The following is a 16,807-nucleotide window of genomic DNA, read 5'->3' as shown; positions in this document are numbered from 1 at the left end:
ATGTGGGTTCAGGAAGCGATGGCTGCTGCGGGCGGAGCGCCAAAGCGTTGCCGCCGGCCACGCGTCCGTCTGCCGAATACGGGGCGCTGACGACCCGTCGTGCGATACGTCCGTCACGCGAAACCATTGTGGTGTCGTCCAGCGCGGCCTGCTGATCCATCAGCCGGCGTTCGATGTGCGAAAGCGTGCGGGAGACGACCAGCGCGTCCTTTGGCCGGTCACGTGGGTCTTTGGAAAGCATCGACATCACGAACTGGGCCAGCTGTACGTCGACCGTGTCTGGCAGCGGGGGTACCGCGTCATTGACGTGCGCGGCGGCGATGTCGACGGGCGTGGCGCCGGTGAACGGGCGATGCCCGCACAAGCCTTCGTAAGCCACCACACCCAGCGAATAGATGTCGGACTGTGGCGTGGCCTTCTTGCCCTGCGCCTGCTCCGGCGAAATGTATTGTGCGGTGCCCACCACCATGCCGTCCTGCGTGATCTGCGCCTGGTTGGTGGAATAGGAGACGCCGAAATCGGTGATCTTCACCTCGCCGTCCTTGGAGACCATGATATTGGCGGGTTTCACATCGCGGTGGATGACACCGTGCGAATGCGCGACATAGAGACCACGCGCCACCTGCACCAGGATCGGCAGCAGATGAAGCGGATCGACCGCGCCGTTTTCGTGGTACATATCGGCCAGCGACTCGCTGTCGACGTACTCCATGATCAAAAAGCCGATGCCGTCGTGCTCGTAGTAATCGAACAACGCAGCGATGTTCGGATGGGCCAGATCGGCAGAATTGTGAGCCTCTATGCGCAACCTGCGCCGCTTGGCCTCCACGTCGGTCAGGTCGCCGCGCAGCGCCTTGATGGCGACAACGCGATTGAGCTGGATGTCGTAGCCCTTCCAGACCTCGCCCATTCCGCCTTGTGCAAGCCGGCGGTCGAGGCGGTATCGGTTGTGAATCAGTTGACCCTCAACGAGCTTCATTTGCCCAGTGCCTCCCTCATCATCGCCTTCATAATCGGCCCAGCCGCGTCACTGCCTGCTTGGTTGGTATTATGAACGACCACGGCAACGGCGATTTTCGGGTCGTCTGCGGGAGCAAAGCCCATGATCCAGCCGTCGTTGCTTTGGTTGCCCGCGCCGATTTGCGCGGTGCCGGTTTTAGCGGCGACGGATACGCCTGGAATGGCCAGGTTGGGATTTTCTTTGGTAATTACTGCTTTCATCATTTCCGTTAATTTGTTCGCGGTGTCTTTGCTCATCGGCTGGCTCATCGCGCTTGGGCTGGTGGTTGAAATCACTGTGAGGTCGCTGGAACGCACGCGGTCGACCAGCGTTGGGCGCATAAGCGTCCCCCCGTTGGCGATGGCCGAGGCGATCATAGCGTTCTGCAAAGGTGTCTCCTGGGTGTCGCCCTGGCCAATCGATGCCAGCGCAAGGCGGTCGGGAGTCGGGTTGTCCGGGAATTTCGAGGCGATGGCCTGCATCGGGTCGCCTGTCGAATTCGACCCATCGATGGGGATGGAGGAACCGAAGCCGAACTTCTTGGCCGTGTCTTGGATAGCCTGTGCTCCGAGCGCGCCGCCGAGTTGGGCGAACGCCGTATTGGAGGAGTAGGCCAACGCGTCCTCGAACGAAATCTGGCCGTCTGCACCTCCGTTGGCCGCGCTTGATTGGTTGGTCAGTTTCGTGTTGGTGTTGGGCAACGTATAGCTTGCGCCTGCCGGGATACGTGTATCCGGCTGATATTTGCCGCTTTCCAAGGCCGCCGTGGCCACGACCGTCTTGAAGCTGGACCCTGGCGGGTAGAGCTCGGAAACGGCACGGTTGAGCATCGGGTTGGACTTGTCGCCGGTGAGCTTGGAATACTCCTGGTTGACCTTCGTGGTGTCGTGGCTGGCCAGCACGTTCGGGTCGTAGCTCGGGGTCGACACCATCGCCAGAATACGGCCGGTCTTGGGCTCGAAGGCTACGGCGGCGCCACTTTTGCCGTTCAACTGGTCGTAGGCGACGCGTTGCAACTTCGGGTCGATGGACGTTTCAATGGAAGCGCCCTTGTTGGCCGATCCGGTAAACAGCGACTTAAATTGCTGCCAGAAAAGCTGGTTGGATTCGCCGGTCAGAAGTTTGTTGCGCGAGTTCTCGATGCCACGGTCGGCGCGCTGACTGATAGAGAAATATCCGGTAACAGGCGCGTAAAGCGTGCCGTTGGAATAGGAACGCTGATAGGCGAACGGGTCGTTCACCGGGTCGGATTTGGCCATTACCGTGCCGTCCGAGGCCAGAATCGAGCCGCGCGGGGCGTTGAATTCGTGGTAGAGGCCGCGCTGGTTGCGCGGGTCGTTGTTGAGCTTGTTGGCGTCGATGGCCGTGATCATGGTGCTGGAAAGCCCGAGAATCGCGAAGAGGACGATGACGGCGGTGAAAATCTGACGCAGATATTTGTTCATCGTTCGCCTCCTTCAGAATTGACCGTGACACCGGCCGATGACGAGGCCGACCGAGGCTGTTCTGTAGGCGTGGATACAGGGAAGCTCGACGTTGCCGGTTCCTCATTCGCATCGCTCGCGTTAGTCGAGCGAGCAAGCGACCGGGAACGTGAATGACGGGCCTCGTTGCGCTTCTTTTGGGCATTGCGCTCATTCAGCGCTTCCATCGCCTCGTATTGCATCGTATTTGAAAGCTCACCCTCCGGTTCAGGCTTGTTGGCCTCGTTCGAGATGACAATGAGCAGGGCTGCGAGCAGATAATTGGCCACGAGCGATGAGCCGCCTGCCGCCATATACGGCATTGTCAGACCGGTCATCGGGATGACCAAGGTGAGGCCGCCGACCACGGTGAAGACCTGGAACGCCATGGTGAAAACGAGGCCGCTGGCCAGCAGCTTGCCAAAGCCGTCCTTGATTTTCATCGCCGTGAGTAAGCCGGAGGTGATGATGATGAGGTACAGCATCAGGATGGCCATCAAACCGGCCAAACCGAGCTCCTCGCCGAGGGAGGAGTAGATGAAATCGGAATTGCCCAGCGGAGTGAGCCCTGGGTGGCCCTGCCCGATGCCGGTGCCTAGCAAGCCGCCGGAAGCCAGGCCAAAGATACCCGTGACCAACTGGTAAGAACTGCCGTATTGGCGGTTGTAAACCGCGGCATCGAAGGGATGAAGCCAACCGTCGACGCGATAGCCGACGTGTGCGAAGAGCTTGACCGAGAAGACCGCTGCAACAACGAAGGCAATGCCGCCGATGATGAGCCAGCTGCCACGGCCGGTAGCGACGTAAAGCATGGAGACGAACATGGCGAAGAACATCAGCGAGGTGCCGAGATCATGCTGAACCACCAGTACGCCAATAGCAGCGAGCCAGACAATGATCAGCGGGCCCATGTCTTTGACGCGCGGAAGCTGCAGACCGGCTACTTTCTTACCGCCGACGGCCAGCTGGTCGCGGTGGTTGAAGAGGTAGGCCGCAAAGAAGAAAGCGAGGAATAGCTTGGCGAATTCGCCCGGCTGCAAGGTGTGCGAGCCGAAACCGATCCAGATGCGTGCGCCGCCGATTTCCTTGCCGAGGCCCGGAATCATGGGGGAGAGCAGCAGTACCAGGCCCACCACCATGCTGACATACGAGAAGCGCCGCAGAACGCGGTAATCGCGCAGGGCAACGATGAAAATACAGGTCAGCACCAAGGCGATGCATACCCAGACCAGCTGGCGGAAGGCCACGGTGGTCTTCTTGTCGTAATCGATGCGTGCAATCATCATTGTGCCGATGGCCGTCAACAGCATCACGCACGGCAGAATTTCCTGGCTGGCGTAGGGCTTGAATTTCAGCAGCAGCGCCCAGAGCACGATGAACAGTGCCGCCACCACTAAGAGAATGATGACATACTTGGCGGGGAAGCCACTGTAGACGCGGGCGAAGAGCTGGAAAAAGGCAATGCCACTGATCGCGATGGCGAGCAGCAGCAGACCTATCTGACGGAAACGGGTGGCGATCATGCGCTCGCCGCCTTTATACCGGCGACAGTGGTTGCTTGAGTTGCGGCAGCTGCCGCTGAGGTCGCGGTGGGGCTGGCACCGTTGAGATCGGCGCTTTCATTGCCTGAGTTGTTGGGAGTACTAGGCTCGACGTCGTTCGAGGCGCTTGAGTTATTCGTACCGTTCGAGTCACCCGCTCCGGAGCTGCCTGAGGATTCCTGCTCCGCCCATGGCAACGGTGTGCTCTTGTCCTTGGATTTGGACTTATCGAGGGTTTTGGCCTCTTTCTTGATCATCGCGACATGGCTCTTGGCTTGGTCGAACGAATCCACGGTAATGCCTTGGTTCAGCTCGTCCCTCCAGGATTGCGGCAGATCGGAAAGCTTGATATCGGTGGATTCGACCTTGTGGGACAGTTGCGCGCCAAACAGATTGGTGTTGACGCCTTGGTAGACGGCCACAGACCCACCGCTAGTACCGATGTAATATTTCGTTTGGCTCCAGCGATAGGCCCCGAACCCAACACCGAGCACGGCAGCTACGGCCACGATGAAAGCGACAATAACCGCTATACGGCCGCGGTTGCGCTTGCGGCGCTCGTTCTTGCGGTGGCGTTGATGTTCGCGACGGATGGCCCGCGCCACTTCCGGATCGTTGGGATCGGCGGAAAGTCGGCCGTCTTTCTTGGTGATCACCGGAATCTCGCCGGTGTCCATATTGGCCTTGTTGTCCTCTTCGTCTCGCACTGCCGAGGGCTGGGCCACGTGGACGACATTGCCGGTATCTCCTGGATCGGATGAGGCGGAGGCTTCCTGTTTCTGACCTGCCTCAGATGAGCCGGACTTCGAGGAGAGAGGTTGGCCGTTTGCATCCGGCGAACCTCCGTTTGCCTTGGCGTTGTTTTCGGCGTGGGTCAAGGCGGCGGCACGCTGCGCGGGCGACTGTTTGCCCAACCGCAGCGCGGGCGAAGAGGCGACGGGCTCCTTGATAATGTCTGCGATGGCTTCGAGGTTCGAACTCGCGGCCCCGCCGACAAGCGGCGTCTGGTGGGGAAGGTCGAAGGAATCGGCGTCGAGCGCGAGCGTGGCATCGGCGATAACGGCCGTGACGTTGTCGGTGCTGCCGGCCTTCAGTGCCATGGCGACCAGCTGCTGGGCGCATTCCTCTTCGTCGGAGACGCTGGCAAGCATCTGTTCGAGTGTATCGTCTTCAAGAACTCCGGAAAGGCCATCGGAGCATAGCAGCCAGCGATCGCCGGGCTGCGCGTGGAAGACCGCGATGTCGGGGTGCGGGTCGATGTCGAAATCGCCGAGCACCCGCATCACGACATTGCGCTGCGGGTGGTTGCGGGCTTCGGCCTCGGTGATGCGGCCGGTGTCGATCAGATGTTGGACGTAGCTGTGGTCCTGCGTCATGCGGCGGATTTTGCCGTCGCGCAGCAGGTAGGCGCGCGAGTCGCCGATGTGCGTGACCACCCAATGACCTTCGACGAGCGCCACGGCTGTCACCGTCGTGCCCATGCCGGCCAACGTGCGCTCGCGTTTTGCCTTGCCCACAATCGCGTCATGGGCTGCCATCACGCTGGTTTCCATCATCGAAGCGATGGAGGCGACGTCGTTTTTTGCGCCACTCTGCTCGATATGGGCTAGGGAACGAATGGCGATGGTCGAGGCTGTATCGCCGCCCGCGTGGCCACCCATGCCGTCGCAGATGGCGACGAGGTGCTCGCCGGCGAACGAGGAATCCTGGTTATTGCTGCGTACCGTGCCCACGTCGGAAACCGTGGTGGAATAAAGGAAAAGTCGTTGCTGTGGTCGCTCGCCCAGGCTGTGGCTGGGAATATGCACCGTGCTGCTTACTTCGGCCTGGTCTGTTGCTTCCGAAGCCGTTGTATCAGTCGTTTGGTTATCGGCCGCACCGTCATTGGAAGGCTCAGAAGATACAGAAGACGTAGAAAGTGCAGAAGACGTAGAAGACGCATCTGAAGAGAAGCCATCGGTCTCGTTTGCCGTTACCGGAATTGAAGGTGGCATGTTGGAATCGTTCGGATTGCTGAGTTCGTTCGGTGTCAATGAAGAATCTGAGGTTTCTGGCATATAGCGATCACCTCAATTCGAACGTTGTGGCGCCGATGCGCACCGGTACGCGTGCGGGCAGGACCACGGGCGAGGTGATACGACGATGATTGACGATGGTGCCGTTGGTGCTGCCGAGGTCTTCGATGGCCCAGGAGCCGGAGGCGGGGTCGGCATAGACGCGAGCGTGCTGCGAGGAGACGAATTCGTCGTCGAGCACGACGGTGTTGGAACTGGAGCGGCCGAGAGTAATGGTGCCGTTGCTTAACGGTACGGAGGAACCGGCGAGCGGACCGTCGATGATGGTTAGCAGCGTCGGTTTGGCGTTGGCGCCGCGTCCGCCGGCGTTACCCATCTGCATACCGGGGTTGCCGCGATGCGACGTGACTACGGGAGCGTTTGCCATGGCGGGCATCGGGTTGGATTCGGCGGCCTTGCGCGCGCGGCGGGCACTCTTGCGGTGCGACCACGATTTGTGCGGGCTCAGCGTATCGACGTCGCGCTTCAGCGAGCGGACCGCAAGCCATACGAAAATCCAAAGCAGGGCGAGGAAGCCATACTTAAGAATCGCAAAGGTAAGTTCGGTGATCATTGGCGATGTACCTGGCGTCTGGCCGTTAGTCCTGATCCTGCGACGAAGCCCAATAGAGGATGCGGGTGCGGCCGATGGTGATGGTGTTGCCGTCGAGCAGGGTCGCCGCCGGCACTTGGTGCCCCTCCACGTAGGTCCCATTGGTGGAGCCCAGATCGCGAGCGATGGTGCCGTTCGGCGTGATGTCGATTTCGAGGTGGTTGCGCGAGATGCCTGGATCGTCGATGACGATGTCGCAACCGGAGCCACGGCCAACGATGGTCTTGTCTTTGGTGAGGAGGTATTGGTTGCCATTGATCTCGAGCATCGGGCTGTCTTGCGACTGATTCTCGGTGGTTACAGGAACGGCGTTGCCCTGCACGGATTCGCTGGTGAGCTTGAAGTTGCCCTTGCTCAGGTCCAGGTCTTCCTCAAAGATCACGACGACAGGGCCGACGAAAGCGTAGTGCTGGCTTTTGGCGTATTGGGTGAGATTGTCGGCAAGCTCGTTAGCCAAGGTCTCGCTGCCCCATTGCTCGATACGATCGAAATCGGGTGTGCTCAGCTTGAAGCGGTATTCGTTCGGGGCAACGGTGCGGTCGCGACCGACCGGCATGGCCTCGTTGTCGATCTCGCGTTCGAGTGCGCTGGAGAGGTCGACCGGCTGAAGGTCTTTCGAACCGAATTTCGAGAAGACACCGTTCACGGCTCCCTCAACGCTTTTCTCAAAACGATCAAAAACGCTCATCGTAGCCCCTTTCTTATCAGTCACCATCTTACGCGAGGCCGCAAACGAGTTGCGAATTTACCCCTAATCCGTGCAATTTCTTCATTGTGGGAATGCAGATGGGTACCGACGTGGTGTTGGTTCGGGTTTGCTGATTGCTGCAGGGGCTTACCGCGGCTTTGCAGTGTGACAAAAGTGGCGTCCATATGCAATTCGTCGATACCAAGAACTTATATTTGTAATGCTTTGTGCGACATTGGCAAAGCGGTAGGTGTGGGTGGGTGCCGGCGCCGGGTTTGTTTGGGTTTGTATTAGCGTCGGCACCCGATGTTCCCGTCCGGTGGGTTTGGTTTGGGTGTTGGTTACCGGGCGGGAAGTGTTGTATGTGGCGCGGGGTCCGGCCCGTTGTTCGGGCCTCCGGCCGCGCCGGTTTTTGTGGTTTATCTGCTGTGGCGGGCCTGGCGTCTGCGGTTGCGCAGGGCGGTGGCGGCCGCGAGCAGGATGAGGGCTATGCCCAGTCCGGAGGCGAGGGCCGCGGCCGTGTGCTGCGGCTTGCCGCCGGTGAGCGGCATGGCCGTGAGGGCCAGGCCGTCGATATGCGCGTAGTAGATGGTGTCCACGTGGACGGTGCCGGCGGGGTCGCGCCATACGGTGTCGCCGGTGGTGATCGTGGCGATGATTAGGTAGGTGCCGGGCTTGTCGAGGGTCGCGCTGCGCGGGAAGGTGACGGTCCAGCCGTGCCGGGTGGTGCCGTCCCATGCCGCGCTCGTGGGCGTCCATGTGGCGTTCTGACAGGTCTGGGTGCTGGTGCTTCCGAAGGGGCTGATGCAGACCTTGAGGGTGTCGCTGCTCGTCCAGGGTGCCGCGTCGCCTTCGGTCGTGATCTGGTTGGTGGCGGCGGAGCGGCGCGTCTTCCCCGCGGTGAAGACGGGCTTGGCGACGGTGGTCCAGACGGGGTAGAGGGTGACTGTGGTGTGCCCGCCGGTGGTGGTCCCGTCGCTGGTGGGGATGGCGGTCGGGCCGGGCGTGGCGTACTGGGGCGTGGCCTGGTTCGCGAGGTGGCTCCAGCCAGCAATGAAACCTTGGTAGTTGTGGATTCCGCCGGAGGCGATGGATGCGAGCTTGGGCAGGGTGATGTCCGCCTTGCCGTCGTCGCTGCCGACCAGCGCCGGGCTGACCGTGGGCACTGTGCCCGTGCTGCTGCCCTTGGCGAGTGTGACGGTCATCCATGGCAGGGTGCCGACGAATATGGTCGGGGCCTGGCTGATGACCGTCTCTCCCGTTGCCGTATCGACTACATAACGATTCGCTCTGAGTTGGTACGCAGATCCGATGGAGTACTGGGCAGTGAATGTTGATGGAGAATAAGATACGGTCCACGATGATCCGTTGGCGACGGCGTCTTGGCAAGATGAAGTTGATAGGCAAATCCGTGCCGGAGTCGGGCTGATGGCCACCACCGTGTTGGTGGTGTGGTGATACTCGATTGATAAGGTTGTCGGGGCTGCGACGTCGGTCCATTGGGCGTAGAGAGTGACCGTTTTCTTCGGGATATATTGGCCTTTAGACAGTGAAGCGATGCGCTGTCCAGGTGCGTAAGCGGTGCCGGTGCCATCGCGGTTGGTGTTCCAGCCAGCGAACACGGCACTGGGTTTGTTTCCGGTAATCTTACTGGCTGCAGGCGCATCGACGATTTGCCCTGTGGACGAGGTGTCGAAGTCCTGGCTGTAAGAGCCGGTTCCACCGTTTGTGTCGACTACCAGATTCATGCCTACGTCAGTCTTGTCCATGTAGAAGCCCGCAGGGTTGGTGGCGGCCTTGTTGGCGAGGGTGGGCGTGGTGCCGACGGTGCCGATGACGGTGGCGGTGTTCGGGTCGAAGCTGCTGACCTGCATCCACGTGATGCCCTGATTAACCGATGCGAATGCGTTCTGGTTTATGCTAGGCGAGAAGGCGTATTTGCCTTGTTGGAGTTTGGTGTTGGGGCCGAGGGCCAGCATGCGCAGGTTTGGAGGCAGCAGGTTGTTTACTTCGATCGGGGCGTCGGTGTTCCAGGTGCGCAGATCCAGCGTGCTCAGGTGCGTGTCGCCGGCAAACATCGCCGTGATGCTGCCGTCATAATATGGGAGGGTGAGTTTGATGGCATTGGAGAGGTCGAAGTTGGACACATCGATCGCGGCTAGGTTCGTACAGCCGTAGAACATGGTCTTAAACTGGTGAACTTGGCTGGTGTTGAAGTGGCTGACGTCTAGGGTGGTCAGGCCAGAGCAGCCGTAGAACATCCGCTCAAGTCGTGTTACTTGGCTGGTGTCGAAGTGGGTGACGTCGAGGCTGGCGAGTTTGGGGCAGTTGGCGAACATGCCGAGCATGTCGGTGGTCTGGCTGGTGTCCCAGCCGGTGGTGTCGATCGATACTAGGTTTGTGTCGTTCCAGAACACCCCATAGCCGATGTTCCCGACGAGTTTGAGTATGGAGCTGGGGGCCATGCGGAAGTGTTGCAGATTGGACCAGTCGTGGAATATTCCATACTGGGTGAACATAGAAAATTGTCTGACGGTGAGGTTGCCGTCGATGATCACCGTGGTCGCTGTGGCGGCTATGGAGCCAGCTGTTGCAGGGGTGTTGTAGGCGCCCCCGTGCCGAATGCTGTGGCGCTGGTGACGGTTTGGGTGTCGCCGGAATGGATGGTGAGTGTGCAGTCGCTGGTGAAGTCCCAGTCTGCTGTGCCCCATGTGCCGGTCTTGGCCGTGCAGGAAGAGCGCGTGCTTACAGATGGTTGTTCGCTGGTGGTTGGTGCCGTGCTTGCGGACGGGTCGGCGGTGACCTGCGAAGCGGAGCGGACGGACGAGGATTGAGATTGCTCAGACTTGATAGACGATTTAGAGGATGATTGTCTAATTACTGTCGATTGAGCAGCAGTATTTGGTGAGGCGGCATTTTCAGTTACATGCTGGAATTGCGGGGGGTGCTAATTGCTAAAGTTATGCACAACGACAACGTCACTAAATTGTTGATAACACCCATAAGAAACCAGCCTTTTTGCTCTCAAAACGGTTGGCTGATGTAATGCATGAGCCAACCCCAATCTCCTAGTCTGTGGTCATACATTATACGGTTGGTCATACATTTTTTACGCTGTCTAATTCTTGTTCTGACAGTTTTTGCTTTTACGTAATGGCTTTAAAATGTTCGCAGCCCGCTAAAGTATTGCATTTTCGACAATTTTGTGAGTGCTATAAAAATCGGCTTAGTAAAAGCATTGCATCGGCGTGTCGTAATGGTCCTCAAAATCAGATTGTGGGGACATTTTTGCGGTAGGGAAATTTTGAAAGTGTGGGTGGGTGCCGGCGCCGGGTTTGTTTGGGTTTGTATTAGCGTCGGCACCCGATGTTCCCGTCCGGTGGGTTTGGTTTGGGTGTTGGTTACCGGGCGGGAAGTGCTGTGTGTGCGGCGCGGCGGTCCGGCCCGTTGTTCGGGCCTCCGGCCGCGCCGGTGGTCGATGGGGCGTTTTGTCGCCCCGGGTATCGGTTATCTGCTGTGGCGGGCCTGGCGCCTGCGGTTGCGCAGGGCGGTGACGGCCGCCAGCAGGATGAGTGCCGCGGCGAGCCCGGAGGCGAGGGCTGCGGCCGTGTGCTGCGGTTTGCCGCCGGTGAGCGGCATGGCCGTGAGGGCGAGGCCGCTGATGTACACGCCGCTGCTGAAGCGGCCGGTCCAGCTGGTGGCGGTGCCGGCGGGGTCGCGCCATACGGTGTCGCCGGTGGTGTCCGTGGCGGTGATGTCGTACTTGCCGGGCTTGTCGAGGGTCGCGCTGCGCGGGAAGGTGACGGTCCAGCCGTGCCGGGTGGTGCCGTCCCATGCCGCGCTCGTGGGCGTCCACGTGGCGTTCTGGCAGGTCGGGGCGATGGTGCTCCCGGTGGGCTTGATGCAGACCTTGAGGATGTCGCTGCCCGTCCAGGGGGCCGCGTCGCCTTCGGTCGTGATCTGGTTCGTGGCGGCGGAACGGCGCGTCTTCCCTGCGCTGATGAGGGGCGTGGCGATGTTGTTCCAGACGAGGTAGAGGGTGACGGCGGTGTGCCCGCCGGTGGTGGTCCCGTCGCTGGTGGGGATGGCGGTCAGGCCGGGCGTGGCGTACTGGGGCGTGGTCTGACCGGTGAGGTGGTTCCAGCCGGCGGGGAAGTGGTGCAGATAGAAGGGTCCGTTGGAGTCGGTGGATGCGAGCTTGGGCAGGTTGATGTCCGCCTTGCCGTCGTCGCTGCCGACGAGCGCCGGGCTGACCGTGGGCACTGTGCCTGAGGCGTGGGTGTCGCCCACGTCGAGTGTGACGGTCATCCACGGCAGGGTGCCGGTGAACGTGGCCGGGGTCTTGCTGCTGACCGTCGTGCCCGTCACCGGGTCGACGGCGTAGCCGCTCGCCGTGAGCGAGTAGGCCGTGCCGACCGGGAACTGGGAGGTGAACGCCGCGGGCGAGTACGACACGGTCCACGACGACCCGTTGGCGACGGACGTCTGGCAGGACACGGCCGATATGCAGACCCGGACCGGTGTCGGGCTGGTGGCCACCACCGTGTTGGTGGTATGGCGGTAGGCGATCGAGAGGGTCGTGGGTGTGGTGACGTCGGACCATTGGGCGTAGAGGGTGAGGGTCTGCTCGGGGACGTACTGCCCCTTGGCGAGTGTGGCGATGTGCTGGCCGGCCGCGTAGTGGGTGCCGGTGCCGTCGCGCTTGGTGTTCCATCCGGTGAACACGGCGGCCGGCTTGTTGCCGGTGAGCTTGTTCGCGGCGGGGGCGTCGACGCTCTGGCCCATGGTGGCGGTGTTGTATTCCTGGCTGTAGGAGCCGGTCCCTCCGTTGGCGTCGACGACGAGGTTGAGGCCCGTGGTGCTTCGTTCCATATAGAAGCCCCCGGGGTTGGTGACGGCTCTGGTGGCGAGCGTGGGCGTGGTACCGACGGTGCCGATGACGGTGGCGGTGTTCGGGTCGAAGCTGCTGACCTGCATCCACGTGATGCCCTGGTTGACCATGCTGAACGCGTTTTGCGATATAAAGTTGTACGTGTTTTGGTGGAGTTTGGTGTTGGGGCCGAGGGCCAGCATGCGCAGGCCGTCCGGCAATAGCGCGTTTAATTCTAGGCGTGCGTCGGTGTTCCACGTGCGCAGGTCCAGCATGGTCAGATTGGTGTCGCCCATGAACATGCCCGTGATTTTGCCGCCTAATCCGTTCGCGATGGCGTTAGCATCTCCTTTACGTACATTAGTCAGATCGAAGTTTGAGACGTCGATTGAGGCGAGTTTCGTGCAGTAGGCGAACATGGTCATGATCTCGGTGCAGTGGCTGGTGTCGAAGTGGCTGACGTCCAGGCTGGTCAGGTTGGAGCATTGGTAGAACATCTGCGACATCTTTGCCACCTTGCTGGTGTTGAAGTGGGTGACGTCCAGGCTGGCGAGTTTGGAACAGAAGGCGAACATGCCGATCATGTCGGTGGTCTGGCTGGTGTCCCAGCCGGTGGTGTCGACCGATTCCAGGTTCGTGTCCTGCCAGAACACCCCGTATCCGGCGCCTCCGACAGGCGTGAAGGTGGAGCCAGGGGCCATGCGGAAATGCTGCAGACTGGCCCAGTGGTGGAATATGCCAGACGGCACAGAAGATGTAGGGCTGACGGTGAGGTTGCCGTCGATGATTATCGTGGTCGCGGTGGCGGCTATGGAACCAGCTGTGGCCGGGCTGTTATAGCCGGTTCCCGTGCCGAATGTAGTGGCGCTGGTGACGGTCTGGGTGTCGCCGGTGTGGATGGTGAGTGTGCAGTCGGCGGTGAAGTTCCAGGTGGCTGTGCCCCATGTGCCGGTCTTGGCCGTGCAGGAGCCACGCATGCCTACAGATGGCTGTTCACTGGTGGCTGGTGCTGCGCTTGCGGACGGGTCGGCGGTGACCTGCGAAGCGGAACGGACAGATGGGGATTGAGATTGCTTGGATTTGGTAGACGATTTAGAGGATGATTGTCTAATTACTGTAGATTGAGTAATATCGTTTGACGAGGCGGTATCTTCCGCAGCATGCTGAGATAGCGAAGGAGGGGCGCCGATTGCTAAGGTAATACATAATGATAACGCCACTAAACTGTCAATAACACCCATAAACAACCAACCTTTATCTGCAACGTGATTGAATGATGTAATGCATTGCCTAACCACGTTTTCGTCTGCGTTGTCAAACATTATTCGTATAGACAACATTTTTTACGCTGTCTAATTCTGATTATGACAGTTTTTGCTTTTATGTAATGACTTTAAAATGCTTGAAATCCGCTAAAACATCGCGTTTCTATCGATTTTCGCGTATTGTAATACGTAGTTTAGTCAAAGCATTTCCCGGCGTGTCGTACAATTTTCAAAACACGTAGGCGAGGATATTTTTGCGATGAGAAATGAAGTGAATGTAAGTGGGATTTTCTTGGGCTGGTGAAAGCAGAATGAAGAGGGAGAAGAGTATGACTCATAATTCCGTTTTCACTGCCGAAGTTATCTCCAGAAAAGTGTAAATAAATACATTTTTATCTCCAAAAAAATGTAAATTTCTACACTTTTTTGGAGATAAAATAAGACGTGCTGCTGCAGTATGACTGCGTGGTAGCACTATCGCTTAGCGTCCCTGATAGCAATTTGAAAATTGTATGTCAGGTGAATGAGACTGAGTGAATTTACTTATACTGAAAGCATGGGCTTAGATAAGACGCAAGATGCTATTGATTTGAAGTCGCAAGCGAAGGCGATTGCGGAGTTTCCGGGGCGCGCAAGCTCGGACGCTGCGGTTTACGGGCGGGGCGCCGCGGGCCGCGCAGGCAATTGGCGATGGATCGAGGGCACTGTTTCTGCGTTCGGATGGGCCGGAGGATTTGGTTACCTCTCTGTGGATGAGTGTGATTGGTCGTGACAGTTCACATCGCGAGGTGCTCTTGGCCGATCCGCGCGAACTGTTGGCTGACGCGGACAGCGAGGATGTGCCGGCTGAGGAGAAGGCACGGCGTGAGCGTGCCCGCGAAGGTGGGCAGGGCATCGTTTCGTATTCGGTGGATGCCGCTGGGCGGCGCGTGGTTTTTACCATTAATGGCCAACTGTTCGTCAGTGAAATCGATGAGGATGGCGACGGTGCCCGCACCCGTCAGATCGCGATTGGCGACGCTGATGATAGTGGTGAAAATGGTCATAGCGATGCCGCGAATTTCAAGAATGGTAATGACGCGGCCAATACCAATTCGAAAGTTTCGTCATCGGATTGCAAGTGGTTGCCAGTGTTGAATCCTCGGATTTCGCCGGATGGGCGGCATATCGTTTACACAACTGGCACGCGCCTGGTGATGGTGGATATTGCCGATTGGGGTAACGAAAAATTCGACATGTCGGCCGAGGGCCAAGAAGATGGTGAAACCGATTTCGTCGTTGCAGACGATGCGGATAAAAGTGTCGTGGAAGTTGCCGGTGGAAGCCTGGCGGGTGGACGGAATGATAGTGCGACTGGGGCTCGACGTCTGCATAATAAACATGTGCATCCGCATACCTGCGCAGCCGAAGCGCAAGAGGCTTATGGGGCGGGGAATGTCAATGATACTAACGTTTCTGGTGATCGATTTAGCACGGTTTGGAGCGTTGGAAACGACCCGAGTGGGACGCTGAAAATCGGTTTGGCCGAGTTCGTCGCCGGCGAGGAAATGGACCGTTACGACGGATTTTGGTGGGCTCCTGATTCGCGTGGGCTGATGTTTGAAATGTACGACAGTTCGCCTGAGCCGTGTGGTATATCAGCGATCCGGCTGACCCGAGCAAGCCTGCGACTGGTCGCCGCTACGCGCGTGCACTCACCAAGAATGCCATTGTGCGGCTGATGCTGGCTCATCTTGAGTTCGATGAAGAACGCGATGGGCGTTATGTTGGCTGTGATGTGCAGAATGTTTCATGGGATCGCGAGGGCTACGAATATGTGGCGGCGGTGCGTTGGCAGACCGGCCATGAGCCGCTCGTATTGGTGCAGAATCGTCGGCAGTCGCACGACCAGGTGCTGGAGGTACGGCCTGACGGACGGACCCGTATTTTGGAAGAGCATGCCAACGACCAATGGATTGATCTCGTCCTTGGTACTCCCGCTTTCACGCCGGACGGGCGTTTGGTCTGCGCTTTGAACGATATGGATACTGACACGAACCGGTTGACCGTCGATGGCAAACCGTTCGCGCCGGTCGGCTGGCAGGTGCGCACGGTGTTGGACGTGAGCGACGAGAACGTGCTCGCGGTGGTGCAGCGTACACCGCATGAAGTTGCTGGCTCGGAAGTTGAAGATGCGGCGATAAATTCGGGATGCTCGACTCGGGAAATTGCCTCCGAGCGTGGTTCGCTTCCCGTTGTCCCTGAGGCCTGGCGGGGTGACGAAGCGTTGCATGATGCCCGTAGCTTTGATGTGGCCACCATTGATTTTGATGGGAATATTACGCCGGTGACTGCGCGTCCGGGCGTATGGAGTGCAAGCCGCGCGGGTGATGGCATCGTGATTTCGGGTCATGATATGGTGCATTCCGGTTCGATGATGGTACATGGTTTGGTAAGTCAATCTGACAATAACTGTACTGACAATGTGCTGACGAACGACTCAATTTATACCGTTCGAGCTGACATCTCCAGCTATGCCGAAACTCCTGGATTCACGCCAAATGTCAATTTTGTACGGCTGGGTGAGCATCGTTTGTTTACTGCGATTACCCGCCCGAGCGCGTCCAGTAAATTCGCGGGTGCAGCGAAACTGCCGGTATTGCTGAAGCCTTACGGTGGGCCGGGTGCGCAGCAGGTCACTTTCTCGCAGGCCGGTTATTGGGAATCGCAGTGGTGGGCTGATCAGGGCTTCATCGTGGTCACCGCTGATGGCCGCGGCACCACCGGTCGTGGCCCGAAATGGGATCGCGAGATTTTCGAGCGCATGAAGGACGTGACGTTAGCCGACCAGGTTGAGGCTGTGCGTGCGTTGCCAGATGTCGCGCCTGACGCCGATCTTGACAAGGTGGCGATTATCGGCTGGTCGTACGGTGGCTATCTTTCGGCGCTTGCGGTGCTTGACGCACCCGATGTCATCCACGCGGCCTGCGCCGGGGCTCCGCCGACCGATTGGGCCCTCTACGACACGCATTACACCGAGCGTTATCTCGGCCTCGACCCGGCGGTCTACGAGCGCAACTCCATTGTCGCCGACGCCCCGAAGCTCACTCGTCCGCTCATGCTCATCCACGGTTTCGCCGACGACAATGTCACCATCGCCAACTCGCTGCGACTTTCACAGGCGCTGATGGAGGCCGGCCGCCCCCATACCTACCTGCCGCTCACCGGCATCACCCACATGACCAATGATCCGAAGGTCGCCGAAAACCTGCTCACTCTCCAACGAGATTTCCTCTATGATGCGTTGGGAATTGCGCGATGATGCTGGATGGGC

8 protein-coding genes and 2 pseudogenes are annotated in these 16,807 nt (G+C 59.2%); 2 read left to right on the top strand and 8 right to left on the bottom strand.

Translation table 11 applies throughout. From position 1 onward, the window contains the following. Window positions 1-127 precede the first annotated feature (127 nt). The 7 genes and pseudogenes from OZX57_RS08505 to OZX57_RS08475 form a co-directional block, all read right to left on the bottom strand. Window positions 128-979 (bottom strand): annotated as a pseudogene (locus OZX57_RS08505) (serine/threonine-protein kinase); the annotation flags it as partial. Then, entirely contained in the window at window positions 976-2,445 is a 1,470-nt protein-coding gene (locus OZX57_RS08500) for a penicillin-binding protein 2 (protein WP_277162199.1), read from the bottom strand. The pseudogene OZX57_RS08505 and the gene OZX57_RS08500, both read right to left, overlap by 4 nt. Continuing rightward, window positions 2,442-3,986, bottom strand: coding sequence for an FtsW/RodA/SpoVE family cell cycle protein (locus OZX57_RS08495; RefSeq protein WP_277162198.1), 1,545 nt, complete (start codon window positions 3,984-3,986; stop codon window positions 2,442-2,444). The genes OZX57_RS08500 and OZX57_RS08495 overlap by 4 nt, the downstream gene beginning before the upstream one ends. Further along, the gene (locus OZX57_RS08490) at window positions 3,983-6,061 is read right to left on the bottom strand and encodes a Stp1/IreP family PP2C-type Ser/Thr phosphatase (RefSeq protein ID WP_277162197.1); all 2,079 of its coding nucleotides are present in this window, start codon (window positions 6,059-6,061) and stop codon (window positions 3,983-3,985) included. Before OZX57_RS08490 ends, OZX57_RS08495 begins: the two co-directional genes overlap by 4 nt. A 7-nt stretch (window positions 6,062-6,068) precedes the next feature. Next, window positions 6,069-6,632 (bottom strand): FHA domain-containing protein, encoded by a 564-nt coding sequence (locus OZX57_RS08485; RefSeq protein WP_277162196.1) that lies wholly within the window; start codon window positions 6,630-6,632, stop codon window positions 6,069-6,071. A 25-nt stretch (window positions 6,633-6,657) separates the two neighbouring features. Continuing rightward, entirely contained in the window at window positions 6,658-7,359 is a 702-nt protein-coding gene (locus OZX57_RS08480) for a DUF3662 and FHA domain-containing protein (RefSeq protein WP_277162195.1), read from the bottom strand. A 419-nt stretch (window positions 7,360-7,778) separates the two neighbouring features. Continuing rightward, entirely contained in the window at window positions 7,779-9,878 is a 2,100-nt protein-coding gene (locus OZX57_RS08475) for a BspA family leucine-rich repeat surface protein (RefSeq protein ID WP_277162194.1), read from the bottom strand. Between the two features lie 6 nt (window positions 9,879-9,884). On the opposite strand from OZX57_RS08475, the gene OZX57_RS08470 reads away from it, so the two are divergent. After that, window positions 9,885-10,193 (top strand): hypothetical protein, encoded by a 309-nt coding sequence (locus OZX57_RS08470; RefSeq protein WP_277162193.1) that lies wholly within the window; start codon window positions 9,885-9,887, stop codon window positions 10,191-10,193. A gap of 673 nt (window positions 10,194-10,866) precedes the next feature. Here the strand turns inward: OZX57_RS08470 and OZX57_RS08465 are convergent. After that, on the bottom strand, window positions 10,867-13,206 hold the full coding sequence (locus OZX57_RS08465; RefSeq protein ID WP_277162192.1) for a BspA family leucine-rich repeat surface protein: 2,340 nt from the start codon (window positions 13,204-13,206) through the stop codon (window positions 10,867-10,869). An 899-nt stretch (window positions 13,207-14,105) separates the two neighbouring features. On the opposite strand from OZX57_RS08465, the pseudogene OZX57_RS08460 reads away from it, so the two are divergent. Next, a pseudogene (locus OZX57_RS08460) lies at window positions 14,106-16,795 on the top strand (prolyl oligopeptidase family serine peptidase). Window positions 16,796-16,807 lie beyond the last annotated feature (12 nt).

It is taken from the genome of Bifidobacterium sp. ESL0682, assembly GCF_029392815.1.
Lineage (GTDB): Bacteria > Actinomycetota > Actinomycetes > Actinomycetales > Bifidobacteriaceae > Bifidobacterium.
This window is presented reverse-complemented; position numbering and strand designations above follow the sequence as displayed.

Coding starts and splice junctions, on each gene's coding strand:
- OZX57_RS08500 (WP_277162199.1), bottom strand. CDS start 2,445: ATGAACAAATATCTGCGTCAGATTTTCACCGCCGTCATCGTCCTCTTC.
- OZX57_RS08495 (WP_277162198.1), bottom strand. CDS start 3,986: ATGATCGCCACCCGTTTCCGTCAGATAGGTCTGCTGCTGCTCGCCATC.
- OZX57_RS08490 (WP_277162197.1), bottom strand. CDS start 6,061: ATGCCAGAAACCTCAGATTCTTCATTGACACCGAACGAACTCAGCAAT.
- OZX57_RS08485 (WP_277162196.1), bottom strand. CDS start 6,632: ATGATCACCGAACTTACCTTTGCGATTCTTAAGTATGGCTTCCTCGCC.
- OZX57_RS08480 (WP_277162195.1), bottom strand. CDS start 7,359: ATGAGCGTTTTTGATCGTTTTGAGAAAAGCGTTGAGGGAGCCGTGAAC.
- OZX57_RS08475 (WP_277162194.1), bottom strand. CDS start 9,878: ATGTTCACCCAGTATGGAATATTCCACGACTGGTCCAATCTGCAACAC.
- OZX57_RS08465 (WP_277162192.1), bottom strand. CDS start 13,206: ATGCGTGGCTCCTGCACGGCCAAGACCGGCACATGGGGCACAGCCACC.